This window comes from Microbacterium xylanilyticum, assembly GCF_054654695.1.
This window is the reverse complement of the sequence record NZ_BAAIEN010000002.1, coordinates 2779337-2798216: the sequence shown is the minus strand read 5'-3', so window position 1 is coordinate 2798216 and position 18880 is coordinate 2779337. Positions and strand designations below refer to the sequence as shown.

At 72.9% G+C, this 18880-nt stretch carries 14 protein-coding genes; 6 read left to right on the top strand and 8 right to left on the bottom strand.

The window, feature by feature from the left end; translation table 11 throughout:
• Positions 1-32: 32 nt before the first annotated feature.
• The 8 genes from ACYQ1L_RS14045 to hrpA all read right to left on the bottom strand — a co-directional run bounded on the left by ACYQ1L_RS14045 (position 33) and on the right by hrpA (position 11872).
• The gene (locus tag ACYQ1L_RS14045; RefSeq protein ID WP_460004695.1) at positions 33-1700 is read right to left on the bottom strand and encodes a S8 family peptidase; all 1668 of its coding nucleotides are present in this window, start codon (positions 1698-1700) and stop codon (positions 33-35) included.
• Positions 1701-1745: 45 nt separating this feature from the next.
• A complete protein-coding gene (locus tag ACYQ1L_RS14040; protein ID WP_460004694.1) occupies positions 1746-2216 on the bottom strand; it encodes a hypothetical protein in 471 nt (156 codons plus the stop codon).
• On the bottom strand, positions 2206-2844 hold the full coding sequence (locus ACYQ1L_RS14035) for an RNA polymerase sigma factor (RefSeq protein ID WP_460004693.1): 639 nt from the start codon (positions 2842-2844) through the stop codon (positions 2206-2208). Before ACYQ1L_RS14035 ends, ACYQ1L_RS14040 begins: the two co-directional genes overlap by 11 nt.
• A 113-nt stretch (positions 2845-2957) precedes the next feature.
• Positions 2958-4481 (bottom strand): Mur ligase family protein, encoded by a 1524-nt coding sequence (locus tag ACYQ1L_RS14030; RefSeq protein WP_460004692.1) that lies wholly within the window; start codon positions 4479-4481, stop codon positions 2958-2960.
• 66 nt (positions 4482-4547) lie between these two features.
• Entirely contained in the window at positions 4548-5366 is an 819-nt protein-coding gene (locus tag ACYQ1L_RS14025; protein WP_460004691.1) for a shikimate 5-dehydrogenase, read from the bottom strand.
• Positions 5367-5441: 75 nt separating this feature from the next.
• Positions 5442-6791, bottom strand: coding sequence for an O-acetylhomoserine aminocarboxypropyltransferase/cysteine synthase family protein (locus tag ACYQ1L_RS14020; RefSeq protein ID WP_460004690.1), 1350 nt, complete (start codon positions 6789-6791; stop codon positions 5442-5444).
• Between the two features lie 69 nt (positions 6792-6860).
• Complete coding sequence (locus ACYQ1L_RS14015) at positions 6861-7808, bottom strand: quinone oxidoreductase family protein (protein WP_460004689.1); 948 nt, start codon at positions 7806-7808, stop codon at positions 6861-6863.
• A 44-nt stretch (positions 7809-7852) separates the two neighbouring features.
• Positions 7853-11872: an ATP-dependent RNA helicase HrpA gene (gene hrpA, locus ACYQ1L_RS14010; RefSeq protein WP_460004688.1), complete on the bottom strand. Its 4020-nt coding sequence runs from the start codon at positions 11870-11872 to the stop codon at positions 7853-7855.
• Positions 11873-11947: 75 nt separating this feature from the next.
• Here hrpA and ACYQ1L_RS14005 point away from each other — a divergent pair, with 75 nt between their 5' ends.
• The 6 genes from ACYQ1L_RS14005 (at position 11948) to ACYQ1L_RS13980 (ending at position 18856) form a co-directional block, all read left to right on the top strand.
• Positions 11948-12880, top strand: coding sequence for a nucleoside hydrolase (locus tag ACYQ1L_RS14005; RefSeq protein WP_460004687.1), 933 nt, complete (start codon positions 11948-11950; stop codon positions 12878-12880).
• A gap of 83 nt (positions 12881-12963) precedes the next feature.
• Positions 12964-13803: an aldo/keto reductase gene (locus ACYQ1L_RS14000; protein WP_159575386.1), complete on the top strand. Its 840-nt coding sequence runs from the start codon at positions 12964-12966 to the stop codon at positions 13801-13803.
• Between the two features lie 41 nt (positions 13804-13844).
• A complete protein-coding gene (locus ACYQ1L_RS13995) occupies positions 13845-15614 on the top strand; it encodes a thioredoxin domain-containing protein (RefSeq protein ID WP_460004686.1) in 1770 nt (589 codons plus the stop codon).
• Between the two features lie 208 nt (positions 15615-15822).
• Positions 15823-16968: a histidinol-phosphate transaminase gene (gene hisC, locus ACYQ1L_RS13990; protein WP_460004685.1), complete on the top strand. Its 1146-nt coding sequence runs from the start codon at positions 15823-15825 to the stop codon at positions 16966-16968.
• Positions 16965-18380 (top strand): amino acid permease, encoded by a 1416-nt coding sequence (locus ACYQ1L_RS13985; RefSeq protein WP_460004684.1) that lies wholly within the window; start codon positions 16965-16967, stop codon positions 18378-18380. Before hisC ends, ACYQ1L_RS13985 begins: the two co-directional genes overlap by 4 nt.
• 2 nt (positions 18381-18382) lie before the next feature.
• Positions 18383-18856, top strand: coding sequence for an Lrp/AsnC family transcriptional regulator (locus ACYQ1L_RS13980; protein WP_460004683.1), 474 nt, complete (start codon positions 18383-18385; stop codon positions 18854-18856).
• Positions 18857-18880 lie beyond the last annotated feature (24 nt).

The following is an 18880-nucleotide window of genomic DNA, read 5'->3' as shown; positions in this document are numbered from 1 at the left end:
GCCCGTGGCGGGAGTGCCTTCCCGCACGGGATCTAGCGGTGTGACAGGTCCTCCTGGGCGCAGCGATCGAGCACGGTGTGCACGGCGTCGGCGATCGTCTCCGCGGGACGGGCGGTCGGGGCTCCTGCGCCGAGCTCGTGCGCGATCCGCCCGGCGACGATCGGGGCGGCGAACGACGTGCCGCTCCAGACGGCGAACCCTCCTGCGAAGTCGTCGAGGTCGAGCGTCTCGCGCCGCCGATGCTCGAGGTCGTGCCGCATGCCGGCCTGCGTGCCGCCGTCGAACGCGGTGGGGAGCGTCGACAGCACCGAGACCCCGACGGCGTACGTGCGCACCCACGGGCCGATGTTCGAGAAGAGCGCCACGGAGCGACCGGAGGGGTTCAGTGCACCGACGGAGACGTGCGGAGCCAGATCCTGCTCGTCTGCGGGGTCGATGCCCGATTCCCGTCCCCACGCGAACAGCGCGGCGGGCGAGGACGGCCGGTCCGTCGCGTCGTTGCCGGCCGAGCACACCACGACGCACCCGGCCTTGCGCACCCGCCGCAGCAGCGCGTACAACTCGCTCAGCGTCTCCTCGGCGCCGGGGGACTCGTGGAAGAACCCGAAGGAGAGGCTCATCACGTCGAGGTGCAGCGCGTCGTGCTCGAGCAGCTCCACGATGCGCCCGAGCGCACCGAGCAGGTCGTTCTCGACGATGGTCCCGGTGCCGTCGGAGACGCGGACCGGCAGGATCTGCGCCTCCGGACACGCCTGCAGGATGAGCCCCGCGATGAAGGTGCCGTGCCCCGCGACCGGATCCAGGTGCCCGTCCAGCGGCTCGCTCAGCGACAGGTGCGATTCGGGGTCGGTCGTCGGATCGATGAGCCCGAGCGGCTCGCCGCCGAGGCTGGTCCGCTCGATCAGCACCGGGTCGGCGGGGTGCTCTCCGGGACGGTTGCCGAACCAGGGGTGCACGCCGCAGCCGGTGTCGAGTACGGCGACCACCGGCCGGCGCGTCCCCGGCGCGAGCGGGGTGCGCAGCGGTGCCGGACCGGTCCAGGCGGCGGGCGTCCGCCCGCCCAGGCCGGGGAACGCGTAGCTCGCGAGACCTGCGGGGTTTCCGGTGAAGGGATTGCCGGTGAACGGGTTTCCGGTGAACGGGTTTCCCGTGAACGGGTTTCCGGTGAACGGGTTTCCGGTGAAGGGATTCCCGGTGAACGGGTGGATCCCGAGCACGTGGTTCAGCGCAACACCCTGGATGCCGTCGTCGCGGGCCGCCACGAGCAGGCGCCAGGCGTCCGGCGCGTGCAGCGGGCGTCCGTCGCGCGCCGCACCCGCCGACACCGAGATGCGCAGTCGCGTCGAGTCCGCGACTCCGGAGCGTCCCCGGCCAGAGGATCCACCGGGCGCGGACTCACGGCCCGCGTCCTCCAGTCGCTCCGGCGCGACATCCCAGCCGAGCATCCGGGCGAGCTCGGCGAGGCGCTCATCGCCGCGTCTGCCGGTGTTGTCCACCTCGAAGAACTCGGGGCGCACCAGCAGCACGTCAGGCTCGTAGACAGTCGTGTGCGCACGCGGCCCCCGGGCCGGCTGCAGGGTCATGTCCAGCACCGCCGCTCGCACCCGCGCGGCGCGCTCCCGCTCGCGCCAGCCCGGTCGAGGGCGGTGCTCCGGCCCGCTTCCGCCGCCGCCGCGTCCGCCATCGCCGTCCTGTGCCATCTGCGCCTCCTGCTCGATCCGTCGTCCGGCATCCCGTGTCCTGCGTCACACCTCGAACTGCGGGGTGCGGAACTCGCTCGGCGCGCCGTCTGCGCCCCGGATGATCAGCCGCAGCGCCGACAGCCCCGCCGGCACCCCGTCGAACGCGAACCGTCCCGGCCCGGCGACCTCCGCGTTCCAGATCCGGTCGCCCTGCGCGAGACGGATCGCCAGCGCGTCTCCGTCGACCCAGCCGTCCACGCGACGCAGGTCCGCATCGGTCGCCGTGACGTGCAGCACCACCCCGGTGCGCCCGTCGCTGAACTGCAGGGTCGCGGTATCGGCCTCACCGCGCACCGCCGCCAGCCCCTCATGCTCCACGAGCGTCAGCAGGGCGTACTCTCGGCCCAGGTCCTCCACCGCGAGGGCGGCGACCATGCGGTCCGCCAGCCCCGCGGGCATCCCGTCCTCCGCCTCCCACATCACACGCAGCCGAGCGAACAGCGCCGCGTCGGCCGCGGTCTCGTCAACGGTCATGGTCCTCCTCCTCCCATCCGTCCTTCTGCAGCAGCGCCCGGAGCTTGCCCAGGCACCGCTGCCGGGTCGGCCCGATCGAGCCGACCGGCATCGCCAGATCCTGTGCGATCCGCGCGTAGTCCGGCCGCTCGTCGAACGCGACCACACGCAGCAGCCTCTGACAGCGCGAGTTCAGCGCCCCGACCGCCAGCCACAGCGCACCGGCCTGCGAACCGCGCTGCGCCTGGTGCTCGGCCGACTCCCCGCGCGGCAGGAGCGGCTCGAGGTCGTCCGTCTCGGTGGGATCCGACCTGCGCTGGAGGCGCCCCACGCGCCAGGCCTCGCGCCGGGCGCACAGCGTCAGCCAGCCGGACACCGCGAGGGGCTCCTCGATCGCCGCGTTCCGCCGCACGAGGGCCAGCCACGTCGACTGCACCACGTCCTCGGCGAGCGCACGATCGAGCCCGTACGCCCGCGCGACGTGCCACAGCACCGGTGTCATCAGGCGCACCAGCTCGTCCATCGCGCGCGGCTCGCCGTCGCGCCAGCGCACGAAAAGCTCGGCCGCGCGCTCCCAGCGCGGCCGTTCCGCTCCGGGGGCGTCGTCGCGCTCCTCGGGCGGCTGCGTGCGGTCATCCGTGGCCGTCATGGCGCCCATTGTCTCCACACGGGGCAGGAGAGCGATAGTGGCTCCCTGATACATGTTCCGTCCACGGATCCGGGATCCGGTGCCGATCCGGATCCGGAACCGCTGACGGCCCGTCAGAGAGCTTCGATGACCTCGCGCAGAACGTCGGGGTCGTACCACGGGATCTCGCCGTCGGCGAGGGCGTGATAGCGCTCGTGGCCCTTGCCGAGGACGACGACGGTGTCCTCCGGACGCGCCATGCGCACCGCCGCCGCCATCGCCTCGCGACGGTCGGCGATCTCGACGATCTCGACGACGCTGGAGCGCGCGCCGTCGATGAGCGAGGCGCGGATCTCGGCGGGATCGTCGTCGTAGGGGTTGTCGTCGGTGATCACGAGCACGTCGGCGAACATGGCCGCGAAACGGCCCATCATCCGGCGCTTGGCGGCGTCGCGGTGCCCGTTCGCGCCGAGGACGGCGATGAGGCGGCCCTCGGGCGTGGTCGTGCGGATGGCGCGCAGGGCGGCGTTGATCGCCTCGGGCTTGTGCGCGGAGTCGACGATCGCGGTGAACGGCTGGCCGAAGTCGAACCGCTGCAGGCGCCCCTCGACGCTGGGCAGCGCGGCGATCCCCGGTGCGAGATCGGCGAGGTCGCGGCCCGTCTCCACGAGGGCGGCGACGGCGGCGAGGATGTTGTTCACGTTGAAGGCGCCGGTCAGCTGCGTCGAGAAGTGCACGCGCTCCCCGCGGGGCGAGCGGACGGTGAACGAGGATCCGTGCGCGCGCAGCTCGACGTCCTCGGCGCGCCAGTCGGCGGACTCGGATCCGCTCGCCGACGTGGTGAGCACCGGCACGGTGGCCTGCGCGGCGAGCACGCGCCCCCAGTGCGAGTCGATGTCGACGATGCCGACCTTCGCGTGCTCCGGGGTCAGCAGCAGCGCCTTGGCGGCGAAGTAGTCCGCCTGCGTGGGGTGGTAGTCGCGGTGGTCGTGTCCGAGGTTCAGGAAGATGCCCGCGTCGAACGCGAACCCGTCCACACGCCCCAGCGTGAGCGCGTGGCTGGACGCCTCGACCGCGACCGTGCTGAGCTTCTGCTCCCGCATCACCGCGAACAGCGCCTGCAGCTCGGGGGCTTCGGGTGTGGTCAGCACCGGCGGGAAGAAGTCGTCGCCGACCGTCGTGCCGATGGATCCGATCGTGCCGGACTGCGACATGCCCGCGGCCGCCGCGACGTAGAACGCGGTGGTCGTCTTGCCCTGCGTGCCCGTGATGCCGATCGACGTCATCGACGCCACGGGATCCCGGTAGAGGAACGCCGACGCCGGACCTGCTGCGCGGCGGGGGTCCGCGACCACGAGCGCGGGAACGCCGTCGGGCACGAGCGCTGCCCCCGCGGCGTCGGTGAGCACCGCGGACGCCCCGGCCTCGACCGCCTTCGCGGCGAACCGGGCGCCGTGGGCGTTCGCGCCCGGGATCCCGAGGAACAGGTCGCCCGCGCGCACGTGGTCGGTGGACAGCGCCACCCCGGTGAACGCCGCGTCCGCGCGCTCCGGGGCCGGGGCACCGAGGTGCGCGGCGAGGTCGCCGAGCGTGGCGCGGAACGTCTCGACGGGGCGGGAATCCAGGCGCGGAGCGGGGTAGTTCGACACGGAGGGCATGACCGTCCGAGTCTACCGGGCCCTTCGTCTCGCCTTCGGCTCACTCAGGGACCGAGCGAGCTCCGGTCACTGCGCCCGCATGAACTCCTCGGCGGCCCTGACCTGCTCGTCGCTGGGGCGGATGCCGGTGTAGAGCACGAACTGCTCGAGCGCCTGCAGGGTCGCGACCTCGGCACCCGAGATCACGGTCTTGCCGGCTGCTCGGGCGGCGCGCACGAGCGGGGTCGCGGCGGGGAGCGCCACGACGTCGAACACGACGGAGGCGGCCTCGATCGCGGCTCCCGGGAACGACAGCGCGTCGGCCTCGGCGCCGCCCGCCATGCCGATCGGGGTGACGTTGACGAGGATGTCCGCGGTGCGGTCGCCCAGGTCGGCGGCCCAATCGAAGCCGGAGAGGCCGGCGAGGGCGCGCCCCGCCTCCTCGTTGCGCGCCACGATCGTGACGTGCGTGAAGCCCGCGTCGCGGAAGGCGGCCGCGGTGGCCTTCGCCATCCCGCCGGATCCGCGCAGCAGCACGGACGACGCCGGATCCAAGGCGTTGCGCGCGATGAGCTGCGCGATCGCCGAGTAGTCGGTGTTGTAGGCCGTGAGCACGCCGTCGTCGTTCACGATCGTGTTGACGGAGTCGATCGCGGTGGCGGACGGATCCATCCGGTCCACGAGGGCGATCACGTCCTCCTTGTACGGCATGGAGACGGCGCAGCCGCGGATGCCGAGGCCGCGCACGCCCGCGATCGCCTGGGCGAGGTCGGTGGGGGCGAAGGCCTTGTAGATCCAGTTCAGACCCAGTGCCTCGTAGAGGTGGTTGTGGAACCGCGTGCCGTTGTTGCTCGGGCGCGCGGACAGCGAGATGCACAGGGTCATGTCTTTGTTCAGGATCGGCACGGGATCAGCGTACTCGCGGGGATCCTGGTCGTCGGGCGCGCACGCTCCGACCGGACACGCACCGACCTGAAGCGCTCAGGCCGTGGCGAGCTCCGGCTCGACCACGGCGAGGGCGAGCGCCTGCTCGAGGTCGGCGAGGATGTCGGCCGGATCCTCGATGCCGATCGACAGGCGCACGGTGGTCGCGCTGATGCCGGCGGCGGCGCGCTGCGCCGCGTTCAGGTGCGAGTGCGTCATCGACGCGGGGTGCGCGACGAGCGAGCGGGCGTCACCGATGTTCGCCACGAGCCGCACGACGCGGAGGCCGTCGACGAAGCGCTCCACGCGCTCCTGGTCGCGGTCCTCGTCGCCTGTGGACGCGAGGTCGATCGAGAACACCGCGGGTGCGCCGTGCGGAAGGTAGTGCGCGACCCGCCCGTGCCACGGGTTGCCCGCGAGGCCGGGGTGGTGGACCGCGGCGATCGCCGGGTTCGCGGCGAGGGCCTCGGCGATCGCGAGGGCGGACGAGCTCTGCCGGGCGACGCGCAGGTCGAGGGTCTCGATGCCCTGCAGGATCTGGTGCGCGTTGAACGGCGACAGCGACGGTCCCAGGTCATGCACGTACTTCGCCTTCACGAGCACCGCGAAGGCGAAGCCCTGGCCGAACCGCTCCCACAGCGACACCGGTCCGAACCGGTCGTGCTGCGCGGTGAACTGCGGCCAGCGGGCCGGATCCGCACCGAAGTCGAAGGAGCCCAGGTCGACCGTCACCCCGCCCAGGGAGCCGCCGTGGCCGCTCAGGTACTTGGTCGCCGAGTGCACGACGAAGTCGGCACCGTGCTCGCCGGGGCGCTGCAGGTACGGCGTGGTCACGGTGCTGTCGATCACGAGCGGCACGCCCGCGGCATGCGCGATGTCGGCGACCGTGCGCACGTCGAGCACCTGTGCCAGCGGGTTCGCCACGGACTCCGCGAAGAACAGCCGCGTGCGGTCGGTGACGGCGGAGCGCCAGGCCTCGGGGTCGTCCTGATCGACGAACGTCACCCCGATGCCGAAGTCGTCGAGCGTGTCCTGGAGCAGGTCGACCGTGCCGCCGTACAGGCGGTCGGCGGCGACGACATGGCCGCCGCGGCCGGCGAGCGCGAGGACCGTCACCGCGACCGCGGCCTGACCGCTCGCGACGGCGACGGCGGAGACGCCGCCCTCGAGCGCGGCCACGCGCTCCTCGAGCACCTGCTGGGTGGGGCTGGCGTTGCGGCTGTAGATGTTGCCCGCGCGGCGCAGCGCGAACAGATCGCGCGCCTCCGCGAGGTTCGCGAACTGGTAGGCGGCCGACTGGTACAGCGGCGGCACCGCGGTGTTCTGCGGTGTGCCCGGGACGTACGCCGCCTGCACCTGCTTCGTCGCGAAACGGGTGTCGGGGGCGGAGGCGGCGGCATCGGTCACCCACCTATCCTCCGGCGCGAAGGCGCGGATCTGTCGGGATGTTTCCGTCTGTTGCGCGCCGTGCGGCGGTCAGGGGCGCAGCACGATCTTGCCGTGCGCGGCGTGCGCCTCGATGAGGCGGTGCGCCTCGGCGGCTTCCGCGAGCGGCAGCTCGGGGCCGAACTCGATCGAGAAGCGCCCCTCCGCGATCAGCCCGACCGCGACGGGCACGGCCTCGGCGCGCCAGGCGAGCTCCTGATCCGTGAGCGGGACGGGACTGCCGCCGCTGAACGCGCGGATGCCCAGCTCTGCCGCGTCCGGGCCGCGCACGATCGTCGCGATCCGGTCGCGGTCGGCGACGAGGGCGAGGGAAGCGGCGACGGCCTCGTCGGTGCCGGCGCCGTCGAGCGCCACGGTGATCTCGTGGCCGTCGGCGGCCTCCCGGATGCGCTGCTCGAGGCCCTCGCCGTACACGACGGGGATCGCGCCGAGCTCGCGCATCCGCTCCTGCGACGCCTCACCGCCGGTCGCGATGACGGTGGCGCCCCACGCCACGGCGAACTGGATCGCGGCCTGCCCGACCGCCCCGGATCCCGCGTGCAGGAGCAGCAGATCACCGGCGCCGACGCCCAGAGACCGCAGCGACTGATAGGCGGTGCCGGCGGGGATCCCCAGCGCGGCGCCCTCCGCGGCGGTGACCGCATCGGGAAGGGCCGTCAGGTGAGCGGCCGGCACGGCGAGGGCCGTGGCATACGTGCCGCGGGTGTCCCTTATCGCCACCCGGGTGCCGGCGGCGACGTCTGCGACGTCCGCACCGACCGCGGTCACGACGCCCGCGCCGTCGAAGCCGAGGTGCCGGGGCTCGGTGATCGGCGGCAGCGGCCGGAAGCCGCTGCGCTGCTTCACGTCGATGGGGTTCACCCCGGCGGCCTCGATGCGCACCACGACCTCGCCGGGCGCGGGCACCGGATCCGGCACCTCCACGAGCGTGAGGACCTCCGGTCCGCCGAGTTCGGTCTGCACGATCGCCTGAGCCATGGATCCAGGCTACGTGTCCGGACGCGGGCGGCGGGCCGCTCGCGTCACTTCTCGGCGAGGGCCTTCACGATGCGCTGCGGCGACACCGGCTGCGCGGTGCCCAGGCGCTGCGCGAACAGGCTCACGCGGTACTCCTCGAGGAGCCAGCGCACCTCCACGAGCCGCGGCGCAGCATCGGCGGGCAGGGGGATGGTGCCGCCGGCGTCGGCGAACTGCTGGGCCATCCGCTCGTACTCGGTGAGCCGGGTGCGGTCCTTGCCCGGCGCGTCGGCCAGGGTGCGCAGGCGCTCGAGGATGCCGTCCAGATAGCGCGGGTAGTGCGCGAGGCGCTCGGCGCCGGCGATGGAGATGAAGCCGTTCGGGAGCAGGCCCGCCAGCTGGCCGCGGATGTCGTTCAGCGTGCCGAGCAGGGCGAGGGAGTTCTGTCCCTTCATCGCGCGCTCGACCTCGCGCGCCCTCGTCAGGATCTTCGCCACGAGCGAGACCAGCGCGAACAGCTCGTCGACGACGATCGCGGAGACCCCGTCTCGGACGCGGGCGAAGTCGGCCTCGGTGCGCACGATCCCGGATCCGTCCGTCAGCCTGTCGATCGTGGCGCGCGCCACTGCGGCGCGCGCATCCTCGATGAGCGCCGCGACGTTCGGGTACGGCGAAGCGGCGAGCGCGAGCCTCTCGGGGCTCGTCAGGTGGTCCTGCACGTAGGACGCGGGGGAGGGGATGCCCAGCAGCACCAGGCGCAGCAAGCCGTCGCGGGTCGCGGCACGGGCGGCATCGGCGGTCGCCTCGACGCGCAGGGACACCGTCCTGCCCTGGTCCACCAGTGCCGGGTATCCGCGCACCACGCCGCCGGCGACGCGTGTGTCGAGCACCTCCGGCAGCTCGCCGATGTCCCAGGTCGTGAGGCCGTCGCGCGCCGCGGGCGCGGGCGTCCCCTGGGCGGCCGGCCCCGGTCCCTGAGCCTGTCGAAGGGACCCCGCGACCCTGGCGCTGCCCGTGCGAGCGGGGGTGTCCCTGCTCAGCGATCGCGACACACTGTCCCGGGACCGATCGGCGAGATCGCGCTGCAGCGCGGCCAGATCCCGCCCTGACCCCGCCACGCGGCCGCGTTCGTCCACGGCGCGGAAGTTCATCCGCAGGTGCGCCGGGACCCGCTCCATGTCGAAGTCCGCGGCGGACATCGGCTGGTTCGCCAGGGGCTGGATGAGCCGGGCGAGCGCCTCGCGCAGGCTCCGCGGGGGCAGGCCGGCGTGCGCTTCGGGCCCGTCGGCGGCCAGATCGGCGCCGAATTTCTCCGCCCAGTCCGCGGCGGGGACGACGTGGCGGCGGATCGCCTTCGGCAGCGCCCGCAGCAGCGCAGTCACGAGCTCGGCGCGCAGCCCCGGCACCTGCCAGTCGAAGCCCGCATCCTGCACCTGCTGCAGCAGCGCGAGCGGGATCACCACGCTCACGCCGTCGTCCGCGGCGCCCGGCTCGAACCGGTAGGCGAGGCCCAGCACCTGGTCGGCCTGCGTCCAGCGCGTGGGGAAGTCGCGCTGGTCGGCGCGCTCGTCGTCCTCGATCAGGTCGCTCTCGCGCATCACGAGCAGCTTCGGCGTCCTGGCGAGCTCCTCGCGCCACCACGCCTCGAAGGAGCGCACGTCGAAGACCTCGGCGGGGATCCGCTCGTCGTAGAACCGGAACACCGCCTCGTCGCCGACGAGGATGTCGCGGCGCCGCTCGCGCTCCTCGAGCTTCTCCAGGCGCCTGCGCAGCTCGGCGTTGCTGCGCCAGAACGCCGAGACCCGCTTGTCGATCCTGCCCGGATCCCACTCGCCCTCCACGAGCGCGTGCCTCAGGAAGAGCTCGCGGGCGGCGGGCCGGTCGATGCGGGCGAACTGCACGCGGCGGCGGGCCACGATCTCCACCCCGAAGAGGGTCACCTTCTCGAAGGCGACGGCCGCGCCCGCCTCCTTCGACCAGTGCGGCTCCGAGATCTGCCGTTTCGCGAGATCGCCGGCGAGGGCCTCCGCCCAGGCCGGGTCGATCGCGGCGGCCGTGCGGGCGAAGGTGCGCGAGGTCTCCACGATCTCGGCCGCCATGACGGCCCGCGGCGCCTTCTTGCGCAGCGCCGAGCCGGGGAACAGCGAGAACCGGATCCCGCGCGCGCCGCGGTACTCGGCGATGCGGCGCTTCGGGTCCTTCTGCCCGCCCTTCCCCGGCGGGCCCTTGGTGAGGTTGCGCTCGTCCAGGATGCCGATGTGGCTGAGCAGTCCCGCGAGCAGCGCGCGGTGCACGGCGTCGGCGTCGACCGTCCGGGTGTCGCCGTCGCGGCCGGTCTTCACGAGCGTGCGCAGCTGGCGGTGCACGTCGAACCACTCCCTCACCCGCACGTAGTTCAGGTGCTCGGCGCGGCAGAGCCGGCGGAAGGCGCTGGATCCGAGCTCACGCTGCTGCTCGCGCAGGTGGTTCCACAGGTTCAGGATCGAGAGGAAGTCGCTCGTCGGATCCGCGAAGCGCGCGTGCATCCGCTCCGCCTCGTCGCGCACGCCCTGAGGTGCGTCGGCGGAGGGACGCTCGCGCACGTCCTGGATCGACAGGCCGGCGACGATCGCGAGCACGGGGACGACCACCTCGGTGCGCACGGCCTCGACGAGCATGCGGGCGAAGCGCGGGTCGATCGGCATGCGGGCGATGTCGCGCCCGATCCGGGTGAGCCGCGGGGCCTCGGACCCGGAGCCCGTCGAGGCGGCGCGTCCCGCCTGCACCGCGCCGAGCTCGACGAGCAGGTCGAATGCGGAGCGCACGTCGCGGGATTCCGGCGGAGTGAGGAACGGGAACTCGGCGATGTCGCCGAAGCCCAGGCTCAGCATCTGCAGCACGACCGCGGCGAGCGAGGTGCGCAGGATCTCCGGCTCGGTGAACTCCGGGCGCTTGTCGAAGTCGTCCTCGCCGTACAGCCGGATCGCGATGCCGGGGCTGGTGCGGCCGGCGCGGCCGGAACGCTGGTTCGCAGACGCCTGCGAGACGGCCTCGATCGGCAGCTGCTGCACCTTGGAGCGGCTGCTGTAGCGCGAGATGCGAGCCGTGCCGGTGTCGATCACGTACTTGATGCCGGGCACCGTGAGGCTCGTCTCGGCCACGTTCGTCGCGAGGATCACCCGCCGGCGCAGCCCCGCGACGGTCGACGGCTCGAACACCCGGTGCTGCTCGGCCGCCGATAGCCGGCCGTACAACGGCAGCACCTCGACCGGCGCCGTCTGCGAACGGTAGGCGCCGCGGATCGCGTCGGCGGCGTCGCGGATCTCGGCCTCACCGGGCAGGAACACGAGCACGTCGCCGCGCTCCTCGCGATCCAGCTCCTGCAGCGCCCGCACGATCGCGGTGACCTCGTCCTCGGGCTCCGAGTCGCGCCCCTTCGGTCCCTGAGCCTGTCGAAGGGACTTCGCGGACCCGCGCCCTTCGACCGGCTCAGGGACCGGGTCCACGAGCGGGCGATACCGGATCTCGACGGGATACGTGCGCCCCGACACCTCGATGACCGGCGCGGGCTCGCCGTCGGCATCCGCGAAGTGCTTCGCGAAGCTGTGCGGGTCGATGGTCGCGGAGGTGATGATCACCTTCAGATCCGGGCGCTCGGGCAGGATCCGGTGCAGGTAGCCGAGCAGGAAGTCGACGTTGAGGGAGCGCTCGTGCGCCTCGTCGATGATGATCGTGTCGTAGCGGCGCAGCAGCCGGTCCCGGTGGATCTCGTTGAGCAGGATCCCGTCGGTCATCAGCGCGATCCGGGTCTCGTCCGAGACCTGGTCCGTGAAGCGCACCTTGTAGCCGACCAGGCCGCCCAGCGGCACCCGCAGCTCCTCCGCCACCCGCTCGGCGATCGTGCGGGCCGCGAGGCGGCGCGGCTGGGTGTGCGCGATGCGCTCCCGGCCCAGCTCGAGCAGGATCTTCGGCAGCTGCGTGGTCTTGCCGGATCCGGTCGCGCCCGCGACGACGACGACCTGGTGGTCGCGGACGGCCGCGGCGATCTGGTCGCGCGCGGCACTGACCGGGAGTTCCGGCGGATAGGAGATCACGGGCGCAGACATAGCCCTCCAGCCTATCGCGGGAAGGGCGGCGCGTCCCGCCTCGCGCCGAGCCCGCCGCGCGAATACTGGGGCACCATGAGCATCCCCGTCATCCTCGACTGCGACCCCGGCCACGACGACGTCTTCGCCATCTGGCTCGCGGCGGCGAACCCGGCGATCGACCTGCGTGCGATCACCACGGTCGGCGGCAACGGGCTGCTCGAGTTCACGACGGCGAACGCCCGTGTCGCCTGCACGGTCGCCGGGATCCACGGCGTCCCCATCGCGGCCGGCGCCGCGGGCCCGCTGCACGGCAGGCTGCACCCCGCGGAGCAGATCCACGGGGCCAACGCGCTGGGCGGCCCGGCCCTGCCGGAGCCGACAGTGCCCCTGGACGAGCGCGACGCGATGACGCTGATCCGGGACGTGGTCGAGGCGGCCCAGGAACCGGTGACGATCGTCGCCACGGGCCCGCTGACCAACATCGGCATGCTCGTGCGCGACCATGCCGACCTGGTTCCGCGCATCGCGCGCGTCGTCTGGATGGGCGGATCCACCGGCCGCGGCAACGCGACGCCGTACGCGGAGTTCAACGCCTGGACGGATCCGGAGGCCGCCGCGCTGGTGCTCGCCAGCGGCGTCGAGTTCACGATGGTGGGCCTGAACATCTCGCACCAGGCGCTGATCACCCGCGACGTGCGGGACCGGATCGGGCGGATCGGCACGCGCACCGCGGTCTTCGGCGTCGAACTGCTCGAGTTCTTCTGCCGGAGCTACGAGATCGCCGAGCACATGCCGGACGGGCCGCTGCACGATCCGATCACCGTCGCGATGCTCATCGATCCGGCGGTCGCGACGACGGTGCGCGCGCACCTAGACATCGAGACGGAGGGGGCCTACACGCGCGGAGCCACGAGCGTGGACCTCCTCGGCGTGCTCGATGCCGCGGCCAATGCGACGGTCGCGATCGATCTGGATGTCGAGCGCTTCTGGGGCCTCATCGAGCAGGCCGTCGCGGCGCTCGACTGAGCCCGCTCCCACTGCCCGCGCGGTGCGGGACACTCGGTGCGCCTGCGGCCCGGGCCGCCGCGGACGGAACCTAGGCTGGAGCCATGACCACGATCCCCCTCATCACCCTGAACGACGGCCACCGGATCCCGCAGCTCGGCTACGGAGTCTTCAAGGTGGATCCTGCCGACACCGAGCGCGCCGTGAGCGAGGCCCTCGAGATCGGGTACCGCCACATCGACACGGCGGCGATCTACGGCAACGAGGAGGGCGTCGGCGCGGCGATCGCGAAGAGCGGCATCCCGCGAGACGAGCTGTTCATCACGACCAAGCTCTGGAACGACCGTCACGACGGCGACGAGCCGGACGCGGCGATCCAGGAGAGCCTGGACAGGCTCGGCCTCGACCACGTCGACCTGTACCTGGTGCACTGGCCGACCCCGGCCAAGGACAACTACGTGCACGCCTGGGAGAAGGTCGTCGCCATCCGCGACCGGGGCCTTGCGCGTTCCGCGGGCGTGTCCAACTTCCTCGTGCCGCACCTCGAGCGCATCGTCGCCGAGACCGGCGTCGTCCCCGCGGTCGACCAGATCGAGCTGCACCCTGCCTACCAGCAGCGCGACGTCGCGTCCTGGGCGCGCGACAACGACGTGAAGATCGAGGCGTGGGGCCCGCTCGGCCAGGGCAAGTACGACCTGTTCGGCATCCCGGCCGTCGCCGACGCCGCTGCCGCGCACGGCAAGACCCCCGCGCAGGTCGTGCTGCGCTGGCACCTGCAGAAGGGCAACATCGTGTTCCCGAAGTCGGTGCGCGCCGAGCGCCTGCGCGAGAACCTCGACGTGTTCGACTTCGCCCTCACCGATGTGGAGTTCGCGGCGATCTCCGCCCTCGACCCGGGCGACGGATCCGGGCGCGTCGCATCGCACCCCGACGAGGTGAACTGACAGCGGGCCATCGGACCGCCGGTGCGGCGTAGCGTGACCCTATGAGCAATCGCCTCGCCGGCACCGGCAGTCCGTATCTGCGTGCGCACGCCGACAACCCGGTGGACTGGTTCCCGTGGGGAGCGGAGGCGTTCGCCGAGGCGCAGCGCCGCGACGTGCCGGTGCTCATCTCGATCGGGTACTCGACGTGCCACTGGTGCCACGTGATGGCACGGGAGTCGTTCCAGGATCCCGCGACCGCCGCCGACCTGAACCGCGGCTTCGTGGCGGTCAAGGTCGATCGCGAGGAGCACCCGGAGGTGGACGCCGCGTACCTCGCCGCGGCCTCCGCGTTCACGCGCGACCTGGGCTGGCCGCTCACGGTGTTCGCCACGCCGACCGGTCGCGCCTTCCACGCCGGCACCTACTTCCCGCCGGTCCCGCGGGGTCCGCTGCCCGCGTTCCGCACCATGCTCGCGGCCGTCCGTGAGGCGTGGACCGAACGCCGCACCGAGGTCGAGGAGCTGGCCGGCGCGGTCGCCGAGGCCCTCGCCGCGCCCGCGGCGGACGCGTCGACCGCGCTGCCCGCCGAGACCGCGCTCGCCGCGGCGGCGCAGGAGATCGCCGCGCGGGAGGACCGCCGGTACGGCGGCTTCGGCACCGCGCCGAAGTTCCCTGTCGCGACGACCCTGCGCTTCCTGCAGACGATGGGCCGCGGCGACGTGGTGGGACGGGCGCTCGACGCCATGGCCGGCTCCGAGCTGCGCGACGAGGATGGCGGCTTCTTCCGGTACGCGACCCAGCAGGACTGGTCGGTGCCGCACTACGAGCGCATGCTCATCGACAACGCGCAGCTGCTCGACGCCGCACTCGACGCCGGACGGGAGGACGTCGTCCACGGTGCCGCACAGTTCCTGCTCGCCGTGCTGCAGCGCCCCGAAGGCGGCTTCGGCGCCGCGCAGGACTCGGAGTCGTGGATCGACGGGGCGCGCAGCGAGGGCGGCTACTACCGGCGCCCGCGGTCGGCACGGGAAGGGCTGCAGCCGCCGGCGGTCGACGGCAAGGTCATCACCGGCTGGAACGGACTCGCGATCGGCGCTCTCGCGCGCGCCGGGGATGCCCTCGGCGAACCGCTGTGGATCGCCGCCGCCGTGCGGGCCGCCGACACCGTCCTGACCGTCAACCGCGACTCGGACGGGCGGCTGGTGCGCAGCTCGCTCGACGGGGCGGCGTCGGCGGCCGTCGCCACGGACGCCGACCACGGGCTCCTCGCGGAAGGGCTGTTCGCCCTCGCGCTGGCGACCGGCGACGTCGGCTGGGCGACGCGCGCGCTGGACGTGCTCGGGACCCCGGCAGAGGCCGATCCGGTGCTCGCGGGGTTCGCCATCCCCGGCGCGGTCGACGACGGCGACGGCGACCTTCCGTCCGGCGCCGCCGCGCTCGCCGCATCCGAGCTCACCGCCTGGCGCCTCGGCGCCGGGGAGCACCACCGGGAGCGAGCCGTCGCGCTCGTCGGCGCCCGGGCGGCGCGCGCCCTGCAGCACCCGTTCGGGTACGGCGCCCTGCTGCGCGTGGCGGCGGGCCTGATCCGGCCCCCGCGTCAGATCGTCGCCGTGACGGCCGACGCCCGCGGCCCGCTCGCGGAGGCGGCTCGGCGCGCCGATGCCGACGTCGTGGCCGTGTTCGCGCCGGCGCAGGTGCGGGCCTTCGCCGCCGCCGGCTTCACGCTGTTCGAGGAGCGCGACGCCACCGCCGACGTGGTGCACGACTGCCGCGGCTTCGTGTGCCGGCTGCCGGTGTCGGATCCCGCACTCGTCCCCCAAGCGCGCTGACGCGGAAATCATCCGTCGCTGTACAGTGTGATCAGGCTCGACCCGCAAATGGTCGACACACTGTGCGCCTTGCGCAGTCAATGCTGAGCCGTTTGTCCAACAGACCCGACGGTGGATACAGTGGCCGCACCCCGGCGACGTCGCCGTTGCGGCCCCGCCGTCCGACGTCGATCCGGCCCGAACCCACCGCAGCAAGGACGCCCCGACGATGACCCTCCCCGTCACTCCGGCCACGGCCACGCCCCCGACGAACCCGCTGCTGGACGCGGTGCCCGCCTACAAGCAGGGGCGCTCCGCGCCGGCGGGCGCGTCGAAGCTCTCCTCGAACGAGTCGCCGCACCCGCCGCTGCCGTCCGTGGTCTCGGCGATCTCCGACCGGCTCGGATCCATCCACCGCTACCCGCAGATGGCCGCGCCCGAGATCATCGGCCGCCTCGCCGAGCGCTACGGCGTCGATCCGTCGCTCGTCACCGTCGGCGCCGGATCCGTCGAGCTGGCGTCGCAGCTCATCCACGCCGTGGCGGGCGAGGGCGACGAGGTCATGTTCGCCTGGCGCTCCTTCGAGGCCTACCCGTCGCTCGTGCGGATCGCGGGCGCGACCCCGGTCATGGTGCCGCTGGACGACGAGCACCGTCACGACCTCGACGCGATGCTCGCCGCGATCACCGAGCGCACCCGGCTCGTCTTCGTGTGCAACCCGAACAATCCCACCGGCACCGTCGTGGGAGCCGCGGAGCTCGAGCGCTTCGTGGCGGCCGTGCCCCGCGACGTGCTCGTGGTGATCGACGAGGCCTACGTGCACTTCGACGGATCGCCGTACTTCGCCGACGCGCCCTCCGCGACCGATCCCGAGCGCGGCGCGGGCCTGGAGCTGTTGCGCCGCTACCCGCATGTGGCCGTGCTGCACACGTTCTCCAAGGCGTACGGCCTCGCGGGACTGCGGATCGGCTACGCGATCGCCCCGGCGGCGGTCGCCGACGCTCAGCGCAAGGTCGCCGTGCCGTTCGGCGTCACCGACTTGGCCCAGGCCGCCGCCGTCGCCTCGCTCGATGCCCAGGACGAGCTGGCCGACCGCATCGCCGAGGTGACCGCGCAGCGCGACCGCCTGCGCGACGTGCTCCTGGAGTCCGGCTGGCCCGCCGTGCCCTCGCAGGCGAACTTCGTGTGGGTGCCCGCCGGCGAGCGCGCCGGCGAGCTGGACCGGATCCTGCACGCGGGCGGCGTCGTCGCCCGCACCTTCCCGGGCGAGGGCGTGCGGATCTCCGCGGGCTCCGCCGGGGACATCGACCGCGTGGCCGCCGCCCTGGCCGCCGTGCACCCGACCCCTGCCGTTCGCGAGGAGGCGACCGCATGACCATCGAAGTGCCCCTGACCACGACCACCACGAAGGGCCTGCACCCGGGACTCACCCGCAGGCAGATCTCGATGATGGGGCTCGGCGGCGCGATCGGCGCCGGCCTGTTCGTCGGCTCGGGACAGGCGATCGGCATCGCCGGACCCGCCGTGATCGTGTCCTACCTCGTCGCCGGCACCATCGTGGTGCTCGTCATGGCGATGCTGGCGGAGATGGTCGCCGCCAACCCGTCCTCGGGGGCGTTCAGCTCCTACGCGCAGAAGGCGATGGGACGCAGCGTCGGCAGTGCGGTCGGGTGGCTGTACTGGATCCAGCTCGTCGTCGTGATCGCCGCCGAGGCGACGGGAGCTGCGGGCATCGTCGCGCACCGCTTCCCGGGCCTGCCGGAATGGGCCTGGGTGCTGCTCTTCGTGCTCGCGCTCACGGTGGTGAACCTGCTCGGCGTGCGCAACTACGGGCGGTTCGAGTTCTGGTTCGCCGCGATCAAGGTGGCCGCGATCATCGCGTTCCTCGTCGTGGGCGTTCTCGCGATCGTCGGCCTCATCCCGGGCACGCCGGCCACGGGCGTCGGCAACCTGGTCGGCCACGGCGGCTTCGCGCCCACGGGGATCGCCGGGATCGCGGGCGCCCTGCTCATCGTCGTGTTCGCGTTCGGCGGCACCGAGGTGGTCGCGATCGCGGCGGCGGAGTCGGACGACCCGTCGCGCAACATCAGCCGGATCGTGCGCCAGGTCATGGTGCGGATCCTGGTGTTCTACGTCGGATCCATCTTCGTCATCGTCGCCGTGCTGCCGTGGAACGCGAAGGAGGTGCTGGCAGGGCCCTTCTCGGCGGTCCTGGACACCCTGAAGGTCCCCGGCGTGGGACTGGTCATGGACCTCATCGTCATCGTCGCGCTGCTGTCCGCCATGAACGCCAACATCTACGGCGCTTCGCGCATGGCCTTCTCGCTGGGCGAGCGCGGCCTCGCGCCGCTCGCGCTCACCCGCACCAGCGCGGCCGGTGTGCCGCAGGTCGCCGTGCTGAGCTCGGTCGCCTTCGGCTTCGTAACGGTGATCCTGAACTGGATCTGGCCCGAGCAGGTGCTCCCGGCGCTGCTGAACGTGGTCGGATCCACGCTGCTGATCATGTGGAGCGCGACCGCGCTCGCGCAGTTCATCCTGCGTCGCCGCGCCGACGCGGCCGGCACGCCCCTGCCGATGCGCATGTGGGGCTTCCCCTGGCTGTCGATCGTCACGCTCGTGCTGCTCGGCGCGATCATCGTGCTCACGATGTTCGATGCCGGGGCGCGCACCCAGCTGCTGCTCACGATCGGGCTCACCGCGGTGCTGCTGATCGTGGCCCGCCTCACCCGGGGGATCTCCCGGCCGGGCGTGCTCAAGGATCCCCAGGACGAGCTGTTCCGGGGCTGACGATGCGCATCGACGCCCTCGACGCGGCGCTCATCCGGCTGCTCACCGACTCGCCGCAGCTGCCCGTGCTGGAATGCGCGCGGCGGCTCGGCGTGGCGCGCGGCACCGTCACCAGTCGCCTCGCGCGGCTGCACGAGAACGGCGTGATCGAGGGCATCGTGCCGCGCATCGATCCGCGCGGCTTCGGGTTCGCGCTCACCGCCTTCTGCCAGGTCGAGATCGACCAGAAGGTCGGGCACGACGACGTGGCTGACGCGCTGGCGTCGGCGATCCCCGAGATCGTGGACATGTACACGGTCACCGGGGCCAGCGACATGCAGCTGCGCCTCGTCGCGCACAGCGCGGAGGAGCTGCAGGAGGTGCTGGACCGCATCGCGCTGGTTCCGGGCGTCGCGCGCACCGCCAGCTCGATCGCGATGCGCACCCACCTGAGCGGCCGCATGCTGCCGCTCGTCGAGCACGCCGCGCGCGGCTGAGGCCCGCAGCGGCTGCGCCGACGC

What these genes read in the sequence shown, in the direction of transcription:
- ACYQ1L_RS14015 (WP_460004689.1), bottom strand. Translation starts at nt 7,808, where the DNA reads ATGGCTCAGGCGATCGTGCAGACCGAACTCGGCGGACCGGAGGTCCTC.
- hisC (WP_460004685.1), top strand. Translation starts at nt 15,823, where the DNA reads ATGACCCTCCCCGTCACTCCGGCCACGGCCACGCCCCCGACGAACCCG.
- ACYQ1L_RS13995 (WP_460004686.1), top strand. Translation starts at nt 13,845, where the DNA reads ATGAGCAATCGCCTCGCCGGCACCGGCAGTCCGTATCTGCGTGCGCAC.
- ACYQ1L_RS14040 (WP_460004694.1), bottom strand. Translation starts at nt 2,216, where the DNA reads ATGACCGTTGACGAGACCGCGGCCGACGCGGCGCTGTTCGCTCGGCTG.
- ACYQ1L_RS14045 (WP_460004695.1), bottom strand. Translation starts at nt 1,700, where the DNA reads ATGGCACAGGACGGCGATGGCGGACGCGGCGGCGGCGGAAGCGGGCCG.
- ACYQ1L_RS14030 (WP_460004692.1), bottom strand. Translation starts at nt 4,481, where the DNA reads ATGCCCTCCGTGTCGAACTACCCCGCTCCGCGCCTGGATTCCCGCCCC.
- ACYQ1L_RS14005 (WP_460004687.1), top strand. Translation starts at nt 11,948, where the DNA reads ATGAGCATCCCCGTCATCCTCGACTGCGACCCCGGCCACGACGACGTC.
- ACYQ1L_RS13980 (WP_460004683.1), top strand. Translation starts at nt 18,383, where the DNA reads ATGCGCATCGACGCCCTCGACGCGGCGCTCATCCGGCTGCTCACCGAC.
- ACYQ1L_RS14000 (WP_159575386.1), top strand. Translation starts at nt 12,964, where the DNA reads ATGACCACGATCCCCCTCATCACCCTGAACGACGGCCACCGGATCCCG.
- hrpA (WP_460004688.1), bottom strand. Translation starts at nt 11,872, where the DNA reads ATGTCTGCGCCCGTGATCTCCTATCCGCCGGAACTCCCGGTCAGTGCC.
- ACYQ1L_RS14035 (WP_460004693.1), bottom strand. Translation starts at nt 2,844, where the DNA reads ATGACGGCCACGGATGACCGCACGCAGCCGCCCGAGGAGCGCGACGAC.
- ACYQ1L_RS13985 (WP_460004684.1), top strand. Translation starts at nt 16,965, where the DNA reads ATGACCATCGAAGTGCCCCTGACCACGACCACCACGAAGGGCCTGCAC.